The following is a 16,071-nucleotide window of genomic DNA, read 5'->3' on the forward strand; positions in this document are numbered from 1 at the left end:
ACCATTAAAATTGTAATAATAGTAAAGGATATAAGGAACCGCATGCGATCAGCAGCACTACCTGCAGGTAATCCTGCAGGGATACTCTCAGCTTCTTCAATGCGGTGATCATCTGGTTCTCTACCGTTTTTACCGAGATATTCAGCGTAGCGGCGATCTCACGGTATGTCATTTCCTCAAACCGGCTGAGAATGAATATTTCCCGGCACTTGTCCGGCAGGCCGTCAATCGCCTGCTGGATATGCGCAGTGGTCTGCTTTACATGATGAGGGCTGTCCGCAGCGCCGGAACTGGCCGGCAGTTGTACTACCTCCTCTTCCAGCGACAGGTGCCTGCCCTGCCGTTTATGTTTGTCCAGGTGGTCCAGTGCCATATTGATAGCCGCTCTGTGCAGGTACGCTTTAAAATACACGTCCTGCAGGGCATTGCGCCGGTTCCATATCCTGATGAATACTTCCTGGGCAAGATCTTCCGCAGTAGCGGTATCCGGTACCAGCCGGTAAATGGTTTTACAAACAAGTGGAAAAAAGGACCGGAACAGCGTTTCCATGAACGCCTGTTCATCATCCTGCAATAGTTCGTGTAACCTGGCATTGTCGGGCATAACGCAAAAATAGCTTTTGTTGCCGTTCCGGGCGCCATTACGGGTACCGGTTGCCGAAAATGCCAGTATACGTTGTGTTTGCATAGTGTGACAAAATTTTGGCTGCTACACAACTATTATCGCTTTCCGGATGACCATAGTTGTTGCTTTAATAAGTATAACGGTAAAACGGGGGAGTACCCCTAGGTGGGAGCGGGGCCTGCAGGAAAAAAAGAAGCCGGCCATACAGACGTATGGGACCGGCTTTTTGATTAACCCCTATGAAAACCAACTATTGCTCTTGGTTATTGCTGTAAACTGATTTCGCCCAGATCAGTGGCCTGTCCGTCCTCCACTTTCACATCCCGCAGGGTGGCGTCCCTGAAAGGCTCCTTGGCATCCACTATCACGGTGTAGCTGCCAGCCCGGGCATTCTCAAAAGTGAATGCGCCGTCGGTAACCACCGTTTTCAAGGTATCTGATCCCTGTATAGCCCAGACATCGGTAGCGCCGTCGAACGGCCTTACTTTGCCTGTAATGGAGCCCTGAACGCCCCGAAAGGCAAAAACTCCTGTTGCTATTACAGCGGCGAATGCTAACACGCTTACTTTGATCTTTTCCATAGCGCACGGTTTAAAAGATGCTAAAAATTTATATGCATGGTAAGCGGTGTATAGCGTTTTTTTTTAAAGAACTTATACTGATTATCAGTACATACCAAAAAATGCAATTACCATGCCATATTGCCCTTTAAAACCGGGGGCGCTATTTGTTAACATTTCTTTAGCTGTTGTACAGCCCTTGCGGCTTGTTTTAGCATATGGAGAAAAACGCCGGGCTGTATTCTTTTGTTGTGTTATAGACTTGTTAAAACCCCGGGATGGGCTACAGGACTGCATTTGGCAGGTGCCCCGCTTTTTCATAACTTAAAGTTATCAGGCATAACAATAAGCAATTCCCGATCCCTGTCATTGCTGCCTAAAGTCTACAGGGTTTGTGTACTTTTGTGACAGCATGGCGTTTTTCCGCATACGAGTACCGTACTACCGGGTTAAACGCTAAATTTGCACACGCTAAATAAAAAATTAGATGTCCAGTAATACTTCGATTCAGCAGATAGAAGATGTAGTAATAAAGTTTGCCGGCGATAGCGGCGACGGGATGCAGTTGACCGGCAGCCAGTTCTCCAATAATACCGCCCTGGTCGGAAACGACCTGAGCACCTTCCCGGATTTCCCGGCGGAGATCCGCGCACCCCAGGGAACCCTGCCGGGTGTGAGCGGTTTCCAGTTGCATTTTTCCTCCAACCGCATATTTACCCCCGGCGATGCCTGCGACGTGCTGGTGGCTATGAATGCCGCCGCCCTGAAGGCCAACCTGAAGTCCCTGAAGAAAGGGGGCATCATCATTGCCAATACAGACGGCTTTGACGCCAAGAACCTGCGCCTGGCCAACTACCCGGAGGGGATCAACCCCCTGGAGGATGGCTCCCTGGCAGATTACCAGCTACACACCATGGACGTTACCAAAATGACGCGGGAAGCGCTCAAGGAGAACACCATGGGCATGAAGGAAAAGGACCGGGCCAAGAACATGTTCGTACTGGGCTTCCTGTACTGGCTGTATAACCGCAGCATGGAAAGCACCGAGAACTTCCTGCGGGAGAAATTCGGCAAGAAGCCGGAAATCCTGGACAGCAACCTGAAAGTATTGCATGCCGGCTACAACTTCGGAGATACGGTAGAGGCCTCCTTCAGCACCCGGTTTAAGGTGGAAAAGGCCAAAATGGAGCCGGGCACCTACCGCAGCATTACCGGCAACACGGCGCTGGCCTACGGGCTGATAGCGGCTTCCCAAAAGGCCAACCTGCCGCTGTTCCTGGGCACCTATCCCATTACCCCCGCTTCGGACATCCTGCATGAACTGAGCCGGTACAAGAATTTTGGTATCCGTACCTTCCAGGCAGAAGATGAAATAGCCGGCATTACCTCCGCCATCGGCGCTTCCTATGGCGGGCATATGGGCGTTACCACCACCTCCGGCCCCGGTATGGCCCTGAAATCAGAGGCCATGGGCCTGGCCGTGATGCTGGAAATACCGCTGCTGATCGTAGATATACAAAGAGGCGGCCCTTCTACCGGCCTGCCCACCAAAACGGAGCAGAGCGACCTGCTGCAGGCCTATTACGGCCGCAACGGGGAATGCCCCATGCCCATCGTGGCTGCTGCTACGCCGTCTGACTGCTTCGGCAGCATTTACGAGGCCTTCCGTATTTCCGTACAGCATATGACGCCGGTTATTTTCCTGAGCGACGGTTACATTGCCAATGGCTCCGAGCCCTGGCGTTTCCCGAAAAGCGCGGACCTGGAGCCTGTTAAAGTGACCTTTAAAAAGGAGCTGGCGGAAGGAGAGGAACAGTTCCTGCCCTACCACCGCGACGAAAACCTGGTACGCCCCTGGGCCGTGCCGGGCACGCCGGGGCTGGAGCACCGCGTTGGCGGCCTTGAAAAACAGAACATTACGGGCAACGTGAGCTACGACCCTGAGAACCACCAGTTAATGGTGCGCATCCGGCAGGAAAAGGTGGACCGCATTGCCGATCATATTCCCCCCCAGCAGATAGAAGTAGGGCCGGATACCGGTAAAGTGCTGGTGCTGGGCTGGGGCTCCACCTATGGCGCCATTAAAAGCGCCGTGCTGGACCTGCTGGCAGAAGGCCATGCCGTGTCTCACGCGCACATCCGCCACCTGCGTCCTTTCCCCAAAAACCTGGGCGATATCCTGCACAGCTTTGACAAGGTGCTGATCCCCGAGATCAATAACGGGCAGTTGATACGCATTATCCGCGACCAGTACCTCATAGATGCGCAAGGTTATCACAAAATAATGGGTGTGCCCATTACCCGCGGGGAGCTGGTAGTAAAAATTAAAGAAATGCTGGCCTGAACAAATTAATTGCTCAGTTTGTTTTTTGCATAGTTTTGTGACCAGTTTTATATAACTATGTAAATGAATGTATTATGAGCAATTTTTTGGCCTCCGCCCGTGTAGTCTGCCTGGCAATGACTGCCTTTGTCCTTTTCGCTTCCTGCACCGCCACCAAAAAGGTGAGCCAGCAGCAAAAGTATATGAACGACCAGTACCGGGAGTTGAAGAGCGCACTGAACGAAGCGGAGGTGAGCATTATCAAGGACAGTATTAAAGTGATCTTCTCCAACGGCGTTTTATTTGCCTCTTCCTCGGATGAGCTGAAGGAAGACATCAAACCCGCCTTTGAGCGCTTTGCCGGTGTGCTGAACAAATACGACAAGACAAAGATCATCATCACAGGCCATACCGATAATACCGGCACAGACGCCTATAACCGGGAACTGTCGGAAAAAAGGGCTGTCAGCGCCAAGCAACTGCTGGCCACCTACCAGGTAGCGGAAGACCGGATGTTCACCTGGGGAATGGAAGACCGGGAGCCCCTGGCCAGTAACAGTACGGACGAAGGCCGCTCCCGGAACCGCCGCGTGGAATTCGTGATATTATATAACGTGAAAGAATAAGGGTTTTTTTAAATATTTTAAGCCGGATCCTGCCCGTATGGGCAGGATTTTTTGTATTTTCCATATTGTTGTTAACAGTGGTTTTATGCAATCTCTGATCCGGTTAGGGGCCTTTATAGGATGGTGCATGCTGATGGCGGCACAGTTGCCGGCACAGGTCCATCATTTTGAGATCCGCCTTGGCTCGCGGGTGATTGGCGTAATAGACGCCCGCTCGAATACCAGCGGGGCCGCCCGGCATATGCTGATCCGCAGCCGGATAGAGACCAGGTTGCTGTCCAAGTTCACCGACATCTCCTGCGAATACAATAATAACGTGCTTACACAATCCCGGGTGCTGCGCAGCAACGGCGGCAAGGATGGCGACGGGAAGGAAGTAACCACCCGCCGGGAAGGCGCCCGCTACCTCGTTAACCTGGAGGGGGAGCAGTCTACCCTGCAAACTGCCGAAATACGGCACTCCGTATCAGACCTGTACTTTACAGAACCCCGGCAGATCACCCGTATCTATTCTGAAACGCTGGGCCGGTTCCTTTCCCTGAAGGCCCTGGGCAACGGAGCCTATGAGCTGCTCCTGCCGGAAGGCAAAAAGAACATTTACCGTTACCGGAAAGGGGCGCTGGTGGAAGTGGAGGTGAATCATGCGCTGGGGAAGGCGCATATTGTGAAAAAGAGCTGATGTGCTGATGTATGTACACACCAGCACATCAACCCCCGGTGGCTACAATACTTTTTCGATTATCTGCCCGCTGTTCTTGTCTTTCAATATCAGCTTTTTGGCGCCGAAGTGGGTCATTTCCTCTTTTACCAGGTAATACTGTGCATCATACTCGGTAAGGGTCTTGTCCTTTCCTACGCCGGTCTTGCCGCGCCAGATGTCCAGTTGTACCGGCTCCCACAGCTTGCTTTTGGCGCTGCGGTAAGCGGCGTCCAGTACGGCATTCACCACATAGCCGTCATAAAAGGTTTCGCGGGCGGGTTTGTTGCCTTCCATGGCGTTGAACATGTCGGTGAACATATGGTTGTAGCCCAGCTCGTTCAGCTCATCGCCTACGGGGAACAGCCAGCCGGAATTGCTTTCCGCTTTTTCCGCCACGTAATCGGCGCCCTTGCCGGTGGTAAACATATCAAAGCCGGTGCGCAGGAAGCTGTTCAGCCAGATGGTGCCCTCTGTGCCCATCACTTCATCGCGCAGGTCCAGGCCGCCGCGGAAGGTCCAGCTTACTTCAAACTGCCCGATGGCGCCGTTCTCGTACTTTACCAGGCCAATGGCATGGTCTTCCGCGTCAATGGGTTTTACCTGGGTATCCGCCCAGCACATCACCTCTACGGGTTTGATGTCTTTCCCGATGAAGCTGCGGGCTATCTCCACACAGTGGCAGCCCAGGTCCAGTATACAGCCGCCGCCGGCCTGCTCTTTGTCCCAGAACCATTCGCTGTGGGGGCCAGGGTGCGTTTCGCGGGACTTGGCCCACAGGATGCGGCCCAAAGCGCCGTTTTGCACGCTTTCCAGCGCCTTCAGGAATTTGGGGGTATATACCAGGTCTTCCAGGTACCCGTTGAAAATGCCGGCCTTTTCTACCGCTTCCAGCATCCGTTTGGCCTCTTCCGCATTACGCCCCAGGGGCTTGGTGCAGATCACGGCCTTTTTATGTTTGCAGCACAGGTTCACCGCTGCTTCATGCAGGTTGTTGGGCAGGGAAATACAAACCACTTCCACTTCCGGGTGGGCAATGGAAGCCTCCATATCGGTGGTCCAGTGCGCTACCTGGTAATCTTCCGCAAATTTCTTTGCGCTCTCCTCCCTCCGGGAATAAATACTAACGATCTTGTCCCTGCTTCTTTGTCCCTGCAGGGAATCTGCATAGAAGCGCCCGATGAATCCCGAGCCCAGCATAGAAATTTTAGCCATGGTTTTAATATGAATTATGAATGATGACGTACTTCTTACTTCTGACTTCCTGCGTCATACTTCCTGTCATTGAATAGCAGGAGGAACAGCAGCAGCACCAGCAGCGCAATGCCGGCAGGTATCAGCCAGATGGCCTGCCAGTTATGCGTACCGTCCGCCAGTTGCCAGGCGTCTACAATAGGCCCGGAAATAAGATAGCCTATCAGCATGCCTACGCCGTAGGTGGCCAGCGTAATAAGGCCCTGGGCAGCGCTTTTGAACTGCTCCCCGGCGCGGGCGTCCGTATAGATCTGCCCGGTCACAAAGAAGAAATCATAGCAGATGCCGTGCAGCACAATACCGCCTATCAGCATCCAGTAGTTGGCGTCCACGTTGCCAAAAGCAAAGAAAATATAGCGGATCACCCAGGCCAGCATGCCCAGCGCCAGCATCTTCTTCACGCCCAGGCGGGAGAAGAAAAGCGGCATCAGGAGCATGAACAGGAGCTCGGACATTTGCCCCAGCGATTGTTTGCCTGCTGCAGAGCTCATACCTGCTTCGTTCAGGAAAGGATTGGTAAAATTGTAGTAGAAGGCCAGGGGGATGCAAATAGCCACCGAGGACAGGAAGAACAGCAGGAAGGAACGCTGCTTTAACAGGCGCAGGGCGTCCAGTCCCAGCAGCTCCCCGACGGATACTTTTTCTTTCTTTTTCAGCGGGGGCGTATTGGGCAGGGTAAAGCTCAGCAAGCCCAGCAACCCGGAAGCCACTGCCGCCATTTTGAAAGTAAGGGACAGGGTGCCGGCTTTTTCCCAGCCCAGCCAGCCAATGGTAAGGCCGGCAATGATCCAGCCGATAGTGCCCCATACCCGGATAGCCGGGAATTTCTTGGCCGGGTCGTCCATCTGCCGGAAGGAGATAGCGTTTACCAACGCCAGCGTGGGCATGTACAGGATCATGTATATCAGCAGCAGCGGGTAAAAGGATTCAAAATCTGCCGAGGAGCCGGCCAGCCACAGGAGCATGGCCCCGATCAGGTGCAGGATGCCCAGTATAAGCTGGGCGGCCATAAAACGGTCTGCGATCAGCCCTACAATAAAGGGTGCAATAATGGCCCCAATGGATTGGGTGAGATAGGCTACACCCACCTGGGTGCCACTGGTGTGCAGGTGGTTGAGCAGGAATGTTCCCATGGTCACAAACCATGCGCCCCATACAAAGAATTCCAGGAACATCATGGTGGATAGCTGCAATCTAACGGCTAGTTTCATTCGAATAATAATAATTTGTTAGTGGTGTCACGGAACCTTGCATGTACCTGCTTCTGCATGGGAAGCGTTACTTTGCCCGGTTCACACGTGTGTTGGTTCCGTTTAACTTATGCTTTTAAATAATGATTAACAGCTTAAGATAGTAAAAAAGATTTACTTCAATTGTCTTTTTGGCATGACCGCAATGGCGGAACCTTCTGCCAGCAGCGCCGACACCGGTTTTTGTGCCAGTGTCTCTGCAAACCCCGGCCCATAGAGGGAGTGCGCGTTGCAGTAATAGTCGTAACCGGTTACCTGGTGCACTTTCCATTGCGGGTGTTTTACCTGGTATTCTGCTGTAGCTGCCGGCCCGGCCTGGGTATACCCCCAATAGTGCTCCGTGATGAACTCCGCCTCGCTGCCGGGCTGTATGTGCTGCGCCTGCCTGCCGGCAGTGGCCCGCAGGTAATTCCACTCGCTACCTACTTTCCATTCATAGCTTACCTGCAGGGTAGCAGCATCCGGCATATGCCAGTGGTGCCGCATGGGCAAGGTGGCGTAGTTTTCCTTATAGATCGTGTTGGCTACAAAAGTGATCAGCCTTTTAGGCACCAGCTCCTTAATAAAAACAACGCCGCGTTTCCAGGTATTTCCGTCATTATACCTTACGTAAAAGCGGAGGTTCACCTCTTCAAAATGCCGGTGTAAAGGAAAGGAAATGCCCTTCACCCTTGTATCCCGGAACAGGAAACCTACCAGGCTGATATAGTGCGTATTGTTCCAGGTGTCCAGCTCTGTGCCGGCAGGCACATACTTTTTAAGCAAAGCAGGGTCTGCCCTGAAATTGATCATGAGCAGGTTATTCCAGTTGGCAGTAAGAAAAGGGCTGTCCATAAGCTATTGTTGTTTCCTGATCACCTGTTGATAATACCTGCATGCCGGCCGCAGCCCGCATTCCCCGCATTTGGGATTGCGTGCCACGCAAATGTACCGCCCGTGCAATATCAGCCAGTGATGGGCGATATATACTTTTTCCCGCGGAATATATTTTAGCAACTGCAATTCCGTTTGCAGCGGTGTTTTGGCATTGGTAGTAAGGCCAATGCGGGCGGATACGCGGAACACATGCGTGTCCACCGCCATATTGGGCTGCTGGTGCACCACGGAGGTGATCACGTTGGCGGTTTTGCGGCCTACGCCCGGCAGGGTGACCAACTCGGGCACGGTGGCTGGTATCTCCCCGCCAAAATCCTCTACTACCATCCTGGCCATGCCTATCAGGTGTTTGGTCTTGTTATTGGGATAGCTGATGCTTCTGATGTAAGGGAATAATTCTTCAAAAGTAGCCTTGCTCAGGGCGTATATATCGGGGTATCGTTCAAAGATGGCCGGTGTGGTCATGTTCACCCGCTTGTCCGTACACTGGGCCGAAAGGATCACCGCCACCAGTAGCTGGTAAGGGTTATCATAAATAAGCTCTGTTTCAGCATTGGGAGCATGCTCCTCAAAGTACTGTAACACAAACGCGAAACGCTCTTTTTTAGTCATGCTGTAAAAATAATTTACAGCCGGCAATTTGCACGCATCACTGCGTACCGCCTGCTAAAAAGGCTCAGCCTTTTTTTCTCGCATGTTCCAGGATAGCTTTTAAAGTGGCAGCCCGGGGTGAAAACCGGATGGTATTCAAAGCCTTTTTTGTTTGCGCATGACAAATGCGCTCCTCCCGGGAGAGTGTTTGTTCTTTGGACATAGCTGGGACGTTGTTTTTGCTATCAGTATCAGAACTTAAGATGGCGTAAAAGGGTTGTGTAGAATTGCCCATGCAAACAGTTTTTAGTACAATAAACTAATTTTCAGACATATAACGGAGAATGCGCGGAATCTATTGTTAAGGTATAGCAATTTTTTAGAAAAGTGCAAGCTATTTTTCGTCCGTTGTTTCCTTTATAATGAAGAGATCCTCATTATCTTTTTTCATCAGGTATTGTTCCCGGGCAAATTTTTCCAGTTTTTCAGGGCTGGAAAGTAATTCCCGCTGTTCCTCGCGGGTTTTTTCTATTTCTGATGTAAAGAATGCTTTTTGGGATTCCAGCTTGTTCACCTCAGCCTGGAGCTGGTACTGGGATAGCAGGTTGTTCCGGTCCAGGAAGCCCAGCCATACGATAAAAGCCGCCCCTGCAATAATGAACTTATTGCGCAGGTAGGCGGGTACTTTTATTTTCTTCAGTATGGGCACGGGCGGTTTTATTTGATAGACCTGTCAGGTTTTTAAAACCTGACAGGTCTGATGATCTGAGAATCCGGGTGCTGAGCAAGCTCAGAACCCGGAAGTATTGACCACTAATTGAAAAATCCAAATTCCAAAATCCAAATCCCAAATAGAATTTTAGTGGTTTAACCAAATTCGGGTACTGCCGTGTGCAGTGTCTGGAATTTGGAAGTTGGGATTTGGAATTTTACTTCTTACCAAATTTAATGGAATTTTTTGGATAAAAGCCAATGTTGCCCAGCTCTTCTTCAATGCGCAGCAACTGGTTGTACTTGGCCATACGGTCCGTACGGGAAGCGGAGCCGGTTTTGATCTGACCGCAGTTCAGGGCCACTGCCAGGTCAGCGATGGTGGTATCTTCCGTTTCGCCGGAGCGATGGCTCATAATGGAAGTATAGCCGGCCTTGTGCGCCATATTCACCGCATCGATGGTTTCAGTCACCGTACCGATCTGGTTTACCTTGATCAGGATGCTGTTGGCGATATGTTGATCAATACCCTGTTTCAGGCGTTTTACATTGGTTACGAACAGGTCGTCGCCTACCAGTTGCACATTGGCGCCTACGGCTTCTGTCAGCTTTTTCCAGCCGTCCCAGTCGTCTTCCGCCATACCGTCCTCGATAGACAGGATGGGGTATTTCCTGCACCATTCTGCCCAGTAAGCCACCATTTCATCGCTGCTGATCACCTTGCCGGAGCTCTTGTAGAACTTGTAGGTCTTGTCGGCGTCGCTGTACATTTCGCTGCTGGCCGCATCCAGGGCAATGCCTATCTGCTCGCCCGCCTTGTAGCCGGCCGCTTCAATGGCCTGCAATACGGTCTCAATGGCCTCTTCATTGCTCTGGATTTCCGGTGCAAAGCCGCCTTCGTCGCCCACGTTGGTGCTGTAGCCTTTCTTTTTCAGCACGGATTTGAGGGTATGGAATATTTCAACGCCCCAGCGCAGCCCTTCGGAGAAGGTGGAAGCGCCTACCGGGATGATCATAAACTCCTGGTAATCTATTTTGTTGTCCGCATGTACGCCGCCGTTCATGATGTTCATCAGGGGCATGGGCAGGGTGGAGGCATTTACGCCGCCCAGGTAGCGGTACAGGGGCAGGTTGCTCTCTTCAGCAGCAGCCTTGGCCACGGCCATGCTCACCGCCAGGGTGGCGTTGGCGCCCAGCTTGGCCTTGTTGGGAGTGCCGTCCAGGTCTATCAGCAGCTTGTCGATGCCGGCCTGGTCATTTACATCCCATCCTACCAGTTCCTCCGCAATGATCTCGTTCACGTTGCTGACAGCCTTTAACACACCCTTACCCACGTATACGCTCTTGTCGTTGTCGCGCAGCTCTACGGCTTCATGCTTGCCGGTAGAAGCGCCGGAAGGTACGGCAGCACGGCCAAAGTGCCCGTCCTCGGTGGTGATGTCTACCTCTACGGTAGGGTTACCACGACTGTCTAAAATTTGCCTGGCATGGATTTCTGAAATAGTACTCATGATTTTATCAGTGGTTTAAAAGTTTTAGTCACAACTCATTTGGTCAATTGCCGGAAAATGGCTTCCAGGCTTTGTGAATTGCTCTGCAAAGAAAGGATGTTCCGGTTATTTAACAAAGCAAATTGCAGCAGGTTTTTCCGCACGGCCTCTACGTTGCCGGTAAACAGTTGCCAGGTATTGCCCTCCTGGGGCGCTACCCGGACCACCTCCGGCAGTTGCTCCAGCTCCGCGGCCGCCACCGGCTCCCCGAAGGTCACCTGGATATAGCCGTGGCCTTCCTGCTGCTGCAGGTTTTGCACGGTATCGTCTGCTATGATCTGCCCCTTGTTGATGATGATCACGCGGCTGCACATGGCTTCCACCTCCTGCATGATGTGGGTGCTGAGTATCACGGTCTTGTTATGGCCCAGGGCCCTGATCACCTGCCGGATATCGGCCAGTTGGTTGGGGTCCAGCCCGGAGGTGGGCTCGTCCAGTATCAGTACTTCCGGGTCGTGCAGCAGCGCCTGCGCCAGGCCTACCCGTTGTTTGTATCCTTTGGAAAGCGCGCCGATCTTCTTTTTGCTCTCCGGCTCCAGGCCGGTAAGCGCTATAATGTTGCGGATGCGCTCCGGCGCGGCTTTTCCCAGCCCGTGCACGCTGGCGGCAAATCCCAGGAATTCCTTTACGTACATATCATAGTACAGCGGGTTGGCTTCCGGCAGGTAACCTACGCGCCTGCGCACCTCCAGGGGCTCTTTGGCTACGTCAAAACCGCTCACCACCGCCTGCCCCCCGCTGGGCGGCAGGTAGCCGGTGATCATCTTCATGGTGGTGGATTTGCCGGCGCCGTTAGGCCCCAGGAAACCCACGATCTCGCCTTTGTTCAGGGCAAAAGAGATGCCGTCTACCGCTTTTTGTTCACCGTATGTCTTGCTGAGTTGTGATACCTGGATGGACATGGTTATGTATTGCGGCACTAAAGTAAAAAAATATGCGGGTTTTTCATGCTCGCTTTCTCCCCTTACATTTGTACCCATGATCAGGAAACTAATTGGCTTCTGCTGCTTACTCCCACAATTCTTGCACGCCCAGTATCTGCCCGGAAAAGACTACCCGCAGGGATACTTCCGCAACCCGCTGAATGTTCCCATTGAGCTGGCCGGCAATTTTGGTGAGCTGCGGCCCAACCACTTTCACTCCGGGATAGACATCAAGACAGAACAACGCGAAAACCTGCATGTGCATGCAGCGGCAGACGGCTATGTAAGCCGCGTCAGCATTGCGCATACCGGCTTTGGCAATGCGCTCTATATTACTCACCCAAACGGCTATACGACCGTATATGCCCACCTGAACCGCTTCTTCCCCGGGCTGGCGGAATACGTGAAGCAAAAACAGTACGAGAACGAAAGCTGGGCCGGCAACATTATAATACCGCCGGACCGCTTCCCGGTGAAGAAGGGCCAGTTCGTGGCCTGGAGCGGCAATACCGGCGGCTCCGCAGGTCCCCACCTGCATTTCGAGATCAGGAACACCGCTACGGAGCACCCGCTGAACCCGCTGCTGTTCGGCTTTGATGTGCCTGACAGGCGCACGCCGGAGGTATACCGCGTCGCCATTTATAACATGGACGAAAGCATCTATGAGCAGCAACCCATGATCGTGCCGGTAAAGAAAGTGAACGGCGTGTACGTCAGCACCGCCTCCGTTATACAGGTAAAGGCCGCTGCGGCGGGCATTGCCGTGAACGCGATTGACCGGCAAAGCAATTCTCCCAATCCCAACGGCATATACGAAGCGCTGCTGTTTGACAAGGAGGAGCCCAGTATCGGCTTCCAGTTGGACGATATCGGGTATGAAGAGACCCGCTACCTGAATGCCCATGCGGATTACCGGGAGAAGCGCGGTGGCGGCCCCTGGCTACAACTGCTGTTTTCCCTGCCCGGCAACCACCTGGACATTTACCATGATATCAATGGCAAGGGCCGGATAGACCTGTCGGACGGCGAGCGGCACCCGGTAAAGCTGGAGGTAAAGGACGCTTATGGCAATACCAGCACGGTGAAGCTTACCCTGCAGCAATCCGGCGCCACGCCTGCCGCCCCGGCCTGCGACAATCCCATGCGCCCGGGCGCGCATAATATCTTCGAGAACAACCATGTGGAGTTCTTCCTGGATGAGACCGCATTGTATGACAGTATATGCTTTAACTACCGCGAGCTGGCCAATAACAGCGCCCGCGCCTATTCCAATACGTACCGGCTGCATACCGCACTGGTGCCGGTGCATGACTATTTTGACGTGCATATAAAGCCGGACAAGCCTGTGCCCGCGCATTTGCAGCACAAACTGGTCATGGTGCGCAAGGGAGTGGGAGAGGATGTGGAACCGGCCACTTTTGAGACGGGCTGGAACAAGAATGGCTGGTATAAGGCCAGTTTCCGCAGCTTCGGCGATTTTCACCTGGAGGTGGATACCATGGCACCCACCATTACAGCATTGGGTGGCGTAAAGAACGGCAGCAACCTGTCCCGCGCCGGCAGGCTGGCCTTTGCCATGCGCGATGGCAGCGGTATTGCAGACTACCGGGCGGAGCTGGACGGCAAATGGCTGCTGTTTTCCCGCAGGGGCAACGTGATCACCTACACGTTCGATGAGCATTGCCCTCCCGGCGCGCACACCCTGGTGCTGACGGTAACGGATATTGCCGGCAACGAAGCCACCTATACGCTAAAATTCAAAAGATAACAGATCGTGATATGACACACCTGAAAGAAGGAGATAAAGCGCCCGCCTTTAAAGGCAGGGACCAGCATGGCAATATGATAAAGCTGTCGGACCTGAAAGGGAAGAAAGTGATCCTCTATTTTTATCCCCGTGATATGACGCCAGGCTGCACCGCGCAGGCCTGCAACCTGCGGGACAATTACCAGGCCCTGCTCAAAGAAGGATATGCCGTGGTAGGCGTAAGCAACGACAGTGAAAAGAGCCACCAGAAATTCGCCAAAAAATACGACCTGCCTTTCCCATTACTGGCGGATGAGGACAGGAAGATCGTGGAGGCCTACGGCGTGTATGGTGAAAAGAAATTCATGGGCCGCATTTTCGATGGCATACACCGTACTACCTTCCTGATCAATGAGAAGGGCGTAATAGACAGGATCATTGAAAAGCCGGATACCCAGCATCATACGGAAGAAATACTCAGTAAGTAACGAAGTAACGAAATAAAAAAGCAAAAAAAAGACGCGAAGATCATCCGCGTCTTTTTTGCTTTTTTATTTCGTTACTTATTTTCTATCTCTTCTGTCTTTGTTTCTTGAACAGGTTACCTGTTTTGAACTTGTTGCCTTCAGGGCTGCCCACACGGTCCATTGCGCAGCGGAAGCCTACAGTGTTGGACGCCATGTCTTCCTGCATAAAGCGGCGGGTGCCGGGTGAAAGCCAGTAAGCGCGGTCGTTCCAGCTACCGCCTTTGATCACGCGGGATTTATCGTTGACCAGGGAAGTAACGCCGTAACCATATTCTACCTGTGAGAGGGAGTCGCCATCCAGGTAGTTGATCACGTCACCTTTCTGGTAGTTCAGACGGTTAGCGCTTTCTTCATCTGTGATCTCACGCATTTTCAGCGCGCCCAGGCTGTCTTTTTCCGGTTCGTTCTCGGCGTTCATGTAAACCGTCTGGAACTTGTTACCACGGAAATAGTTGAAGTCGTCCCCGTCAATGGGTGTCAGGGGCCTGTATACGTCCAGTACCCATTCGCTTACGTTACCGGACATATTGTAGATACCGAAATTGTTCGGGAAGAAGGAGCGGGTAGGACCGGGTATGGAAGCACGGTCGTTCAGGCCGCCGGCCATACCCATGTTATCACCGGAACCGCGTTTGAAGTTGGCCAGGAACTGACCCTGCCAGTTGCCGCGGCGAATGTCCCTTAAGCCGCTGGTGTTGGTGCCCCAGGAATATACCTGCTTGTTCATGATCAGCTCCTCGCCGCGTTTGCCTTCTTTCTTGGAAGGAGAGGGGTTCTGGCCCAGGTAACCCAGGGCGGCATATTCCCATTCTGCTTCCGTAGGCAGGCGATAGGCGGGCAGCATCACGCCGTCCTCAAACTGGGCGATGCGGGGGCTGCCGTCTGCATTCTTGAACTGGTCCTTGGTGCTTTTGGACATCTTGCCCGGCGTGCCTTCGTACAGGCCGGCGGTATATGCCTTGGTATCAAAAGTATTGTCGTCTGCCTGGTTGGTGATGTCTGCTTTGGAAAGCAGGCCCTTGTCCATCAGCATCTTTTCGTTTACACGGTTGGAGCGCCATTTGGCGTAGTCATTGGCCTGTTTCCAGGTAACGCCCACGATCGGGTAATCGTTATAGGCGGGGTGACGGAAATAGTACTCTACCAGCGGCTCATTGTACGCCAGCTCGCTACGCCATACCAGCGTATCGGGCAGCGCATTGCGGTATACCTGCGGGAAAGATTCCCCGTACATCCGCTGCAGCCAGAAAAGGTACTCCCGGTAGTGCACATTGGACACTTCCGATTCGTCTATGTAGAAAGAGGATACGGTAATACGGCGGGGAATGTTATTCCAGTCCATCATTACGTCCTGCTCGGTAGCGCCCATGGCAAAAGTACCGCCTTGTACAAATACCAGGCCCGGGCCGGTTTGTTGATCCTTGTTTTTTGCCACGCTGAAACCGCCCATTTTAGGGTCGTTGTAGTTCCAGCCGGTTGCAGAGGATTTCTCTTTTTTCTTGCCAAAAAGCCCTCCGCCATCCTTATTACAGGCGGTCATGGCCAGCATTACACTGGTGCCTAAGAGCAAAGACAGAGAGGTTAATCTATACATGAGATTCAGCTTTAGTATGGTTTTTTAGGTAAACGCAAATTTAGTATAATTTATTTTATAGTGAAAAAAATTAATTTGTAAATATTTGGCCTTAATTTCGCTTCACTGGTTTGGCTATCAATGAGTTATTTCTGACGCTGCCGGCACAGGCCCGGATACGCCCGGTATAAAGCGGGTATAGTTCATAGATAATTCATGGATACTTCCTACTTTAAAC

At 52.5% G+C, this 16,071-nt stretch carries 16 protein-coding genes; 5 read left to right on the forward strand and 11 right to left on the reverse strand.

Annotated elements, in window-relative coordinates; translation table 11 throughout:
• Positions 1–4: 4 nt before the first annotated feature.
• Positions 5–688, reverse strand: coding sequence for an RNA polymerase sigma factor (locus LX66_RS07785; RefSeq protein WP_145711494.1), 684 nt, complete (start codon positions 686–688; stop codon positions 5–7).
• Between the two features lie 200 nt (positions 689–888).
• The gene (locus LX66_RS07790; RefSeq protein ID WP_145711496.1) at positions 889–1,206 is read right to left on the reverse strand and encodes a carboxypeptidase-like regulatory domain-containing protein; all 318 of its coding nucleotides are present in this window, start codon (positions 1,204–1,206) and stop codon (positions 889–891) included.
• Between the two features lie 466 nt (positions 1,207–1,672).
• Here LX66_RS07790 and LX66_RS07795 point away from each other — a divergent pair, with 466 nt between their 5' ends.
• From LX66_RS07795 to LX66_RS07805, 3 genes are all read left to right on the forward strand, one after another.
• Positions 1,673–3,529, forward strand: coding sequence for a 2-oxoacid:acceptor oxidoreductase subunit alpha (locus tag LX66_RS07795; protein ID WP_145711498.1), 1,857 nt, complete (start codon positions 1,673–1,675; stop codon positions 3,527–3,529).
• A gap of 74 nt (positions 3,530–3,603) precedes the next feature.
• A complete protein-coding gene (locus tag LX66_RS07800; RefSeq protein WP_145711500.1) occupies positions 3,604–4,134 on the forward strand; it encodes an OmpA family protein in 531 nt (176 codons plus the stop codon).
• A gap of 85 nt (positions 4,135–4,219) precedes the next feature.
• Complete coding sequence (locus LX66_RS07805) at positions 4,220–4,813, forward strand: DUF6134 family protein (RefSeq protein ID WP_145711502.1); 594 nt, start codon at positions 4,220–4,222, stop codon at positions 4,811–4,813.
• 42 nt (positions 4,814–4,855) lie between these two features.
• Here the strand turns inward: LX66_RS07805 and LX66_RS07810 are convergent, their stop codons facing one another.
• The 8 genes from LX66_RS07810 to gldA form a co-directional block, all read right to left on the reverse strand.
• Positions 4,856–6,046 (reverse strand): Gfo/Idh/MocA family protein, encoded by a 1,191-nt coding sequence (locus LX66_RS07810; RefSeq protein WP_145711504.1) that lies wholly within the window; start codon positions 6,044–6,046, stop codon positions 4,856–4,858.
• Between the two features lie 35 nt (positions 6,047–6,081).
• Positions 6,082–7,296, reverse strand: coding sequence for a nucleoside permease (locus tag LX66_RS07815; RefSeq protein ID WP_145711505.1), 1,215 nt, complete (start codon positions 7,294–7,296; stop codon positions 6,082–6,084).
• Positions 7,297–7,449: 153 nt separating this feature from the next.
• The gene (locus LX66_RS07820) at positions 7,450–8,169 is read right to left on the reverse strand and encodes a YqjF family protein (RefSeq protein WP_145711507.1); all 720 of its coding nucleotides are present in this window, start codon (positions 8,167–8,169) and stop codon (positions 7,450–7,452) included.
• A 3-nt stretch (positions 8,170–8,172) separates the two neighbouring features.
• The gene (nth, locus tag LX66_RS07825; protein WP_145711509.1) at positions 8,173–8,823 is read right to left on the reverse strand and encodes an endonuclease III; all 651 of its coding nucleotides are present in this window, start codon (positions 8,821–8,823) and stop codon (positions 8,173–8,175) included.
• Between the two features lie 64 nt (positions 8,824–8,887).
• Entirely contained in the window at positions 8,888–9,097 is a 210-nt protein-coding gene (locus tag LX66_RS28140; RefSeq protein ID WP_158642568.1) for a hypothetical protein, read from the reverse strand.
• Between the two features lie 99 nt (positions 9,098–9,196).
• Complete coding sequence (locus LX66_RS07830; RefSeq protein WP_145711510.1) at positions 9,197–9,511, reverse strand: FtsB family cell division protein; 315 nt, start codon at positions 9,509–9,511, stop codon at positions 9,197–9,199.
• Positions 9,512–9,731: 220 nt separating this feature from the next.
• Positions 9,732–11,024, reverse strand: a complete 1,293-nt coding sequence (gene eno / locus LX66_RS07835) for a phosphopyruvate hydratase (RefSeq protein ID WP_145711512.1) — start codon at positions 11,022–11,024, stop codon at positions 9,732–9,734.
• Between the two features lie 35 nt (positions 11,025–11,059).
• Positions 11,060–11,965, reverse strand: a complete 906-nt coding sequence (gene gldA, locus LX66_RS07840) for a gliding motility-associated ABC transporter ATP-binding subunit GldA (RefSeq protein ID WP_145711514.1) — start codon at positions 11,963–11,965, stop codon at positions 11,060–11,062.
• A gap of 76 nt (positions 11,966–12,041) precedes the next feature.
• Between gldA and LX66_RS07845 the strand changes: the two genes are divergently transcribed.
• Both LX66_RS07845 and bcp read left to right on the forward strand, forming a co-directional pair.
• The gene (locus LX66_RS07845) at positions 12,042–13,754 is read left to right on the forward strand and encodes a peptidoglycan DD-metalloendopeptidase family protein (RefSeq protein WP_158642569.1); all 1,713 of its coding nucleotides are present in this window, start codon (positions 12,042–12,044) and stop codon (positions 13,752–13,754) included.
• An 11-nt stretch (positions 13,755–13,765) separates the two neighbouring features.
• Positions 13,766–14,221, forward strand: a complete 456-nt coding sequence (gene bcp, locus LX66_RS07850) for a thioredoxin-dependent thiol peroxidase (RefSeq protein ID WP_145711518.1) — start codon at positions 13,766–13,768, stop codon at positions 14,219–14,221.
• Between the two features lie 82 nt (positions 14,222–14,303).
• Here bcp and LX66_RS07855 read toward each other — a convergent pair whose 3' ends face one another.
• On the reverse strand, positions 14,304–15,854 hold the full coding sequence (locus LX66_RS07855) for an SUMF1/EgtB/PvdO family nonheme iron enzyme (protein ID WP_145711520.1): 1,551 nt from the start codon (positions 15,852–15,854) through the stop codon (positions 14,304–14,306).
• Positions 15,855–16,071: the final 217 nt, after the last annotated feature.

Origin of the sequence: Chitinophaga japonensis, assembly GCF_007830125.1 — a bacterium.
GTDB lineage: Bacteria > Bacteroidota > Bacteroidia > Chitinophagales > Chitinophagaceae > Chitinophaga > Chitinophaga japonensis.

What these genes read in the sequence shown, in the direction of transcription:
- LX66_RS07815 (WP_145711505.1), bottom strand. Translation starts at nt 7,296, where the DNA reads ATGAAACTAGCCGTTAGATTGCAGCTATCCACCATGATGTTCCTGGAA.
- LX66_RS07790 (WP_145711496.1), bottom strand. Translation starts at nt 1,206, where the DNA reads ATGGAAAAGATCAAAGTAAGCGTGTTAGCATTCGCCGCTGTAATAGCA.
- LX66_RS07810 (WP_145711504.1), bottom strand. Translation starts at nt 6,046, where the DNA reads ATGGCTAAAATTTCTATGCTGGGCTCGGGATTCATCGGGCGCTTCTAT.
- LX66_RS07855 (WP_145711520.1), bottom strand. Translation starts at nt 15,854, where the DNA reads ATGTATAGATTAACCTCTCTGTCTTTGCTCTTAGGCACCAGTGTAATG.
- bcp (WP_145711518.1), top strand. Translation starts at nt 13,766, where the DNA reads ATGACACACCTGAAAGAAGGAGATAAAGCGCCCGCCTTTAAAGGCAGG.
- LX66_RS07795 (WP_145711498.1), top strand. Translation starts at nt 1,673, where the DNA reads ATGTCCAGTAATACTTCGATTCAGCAGATAGAAGATGTAGTAATAAAG.
- eno (WP_145711512.1), bottom strand. Translation starts at nt 11,024, where the DNA reads ATGAGTACTATTTCAGAAATCCATGCCAGGCAAATTTTAGACAGTCGT.
- LX66_RS07805 (WP_145711502.1), top strand. Translation starts at nt 4,220, where the DNA reads ATGCAATCTCTGATCCGGTTAGGGGCCTTTATAGGATGGTGCATGCTG.
- gldA (WP_145711514.1), bottom strand. Translation starts at nt 11,965, where the DNA reads ATGTCCATCCAGGTATCACAACTCAGCAAGACATACGGTGAACAAAAA.
- LX66_RS07800 (WP_145711500.1), top strand. Translation starts at nt 3,604, where the DNA reads ATGAGCAATTTTTTGGCCTCCGCCCGTGTAGTCTGCCTGGCAATGACT.
- LX66_RS07785 (WP_145711494.1), bottom strand. Translation starts at nt 688, where the DNA reads ATGCAAACACAACGTATACTGGCATTTTCGGCAACCGGTACCCGTAAT.
- nth (WP_145711509.1), bottom strand. Translation starts at nt 8,823, where the DNA reads ATGACTAAAAAAGAGCGTTTCGCGTTTGTGTTACAGTACTTTGAGGAG.
- LX66_RS28140 (WP_158642568.1), bottom strand. Translation starts at nt 9,097, where the DNA reads ATGGGCAATTCTACACAACCCTTTTACGCCATCTTAAGTTCTGATACT.
- LX66_RS07820 (WP_145711507.1), bottom strand. Translation starts at nt 8,169, where the DNA reads ATGGACAGCCCTTTTCTTACTGCCAACTGGAATAACCTGCTCATGATC.
- LX66_RS07845 (WP_158642569.1), top strand. Translation starts at nt 12,042, where the DNA reads ATGATCAGGAAACTAATTGGCTTCTGCTGCTTACTCCCACAATTCTTG.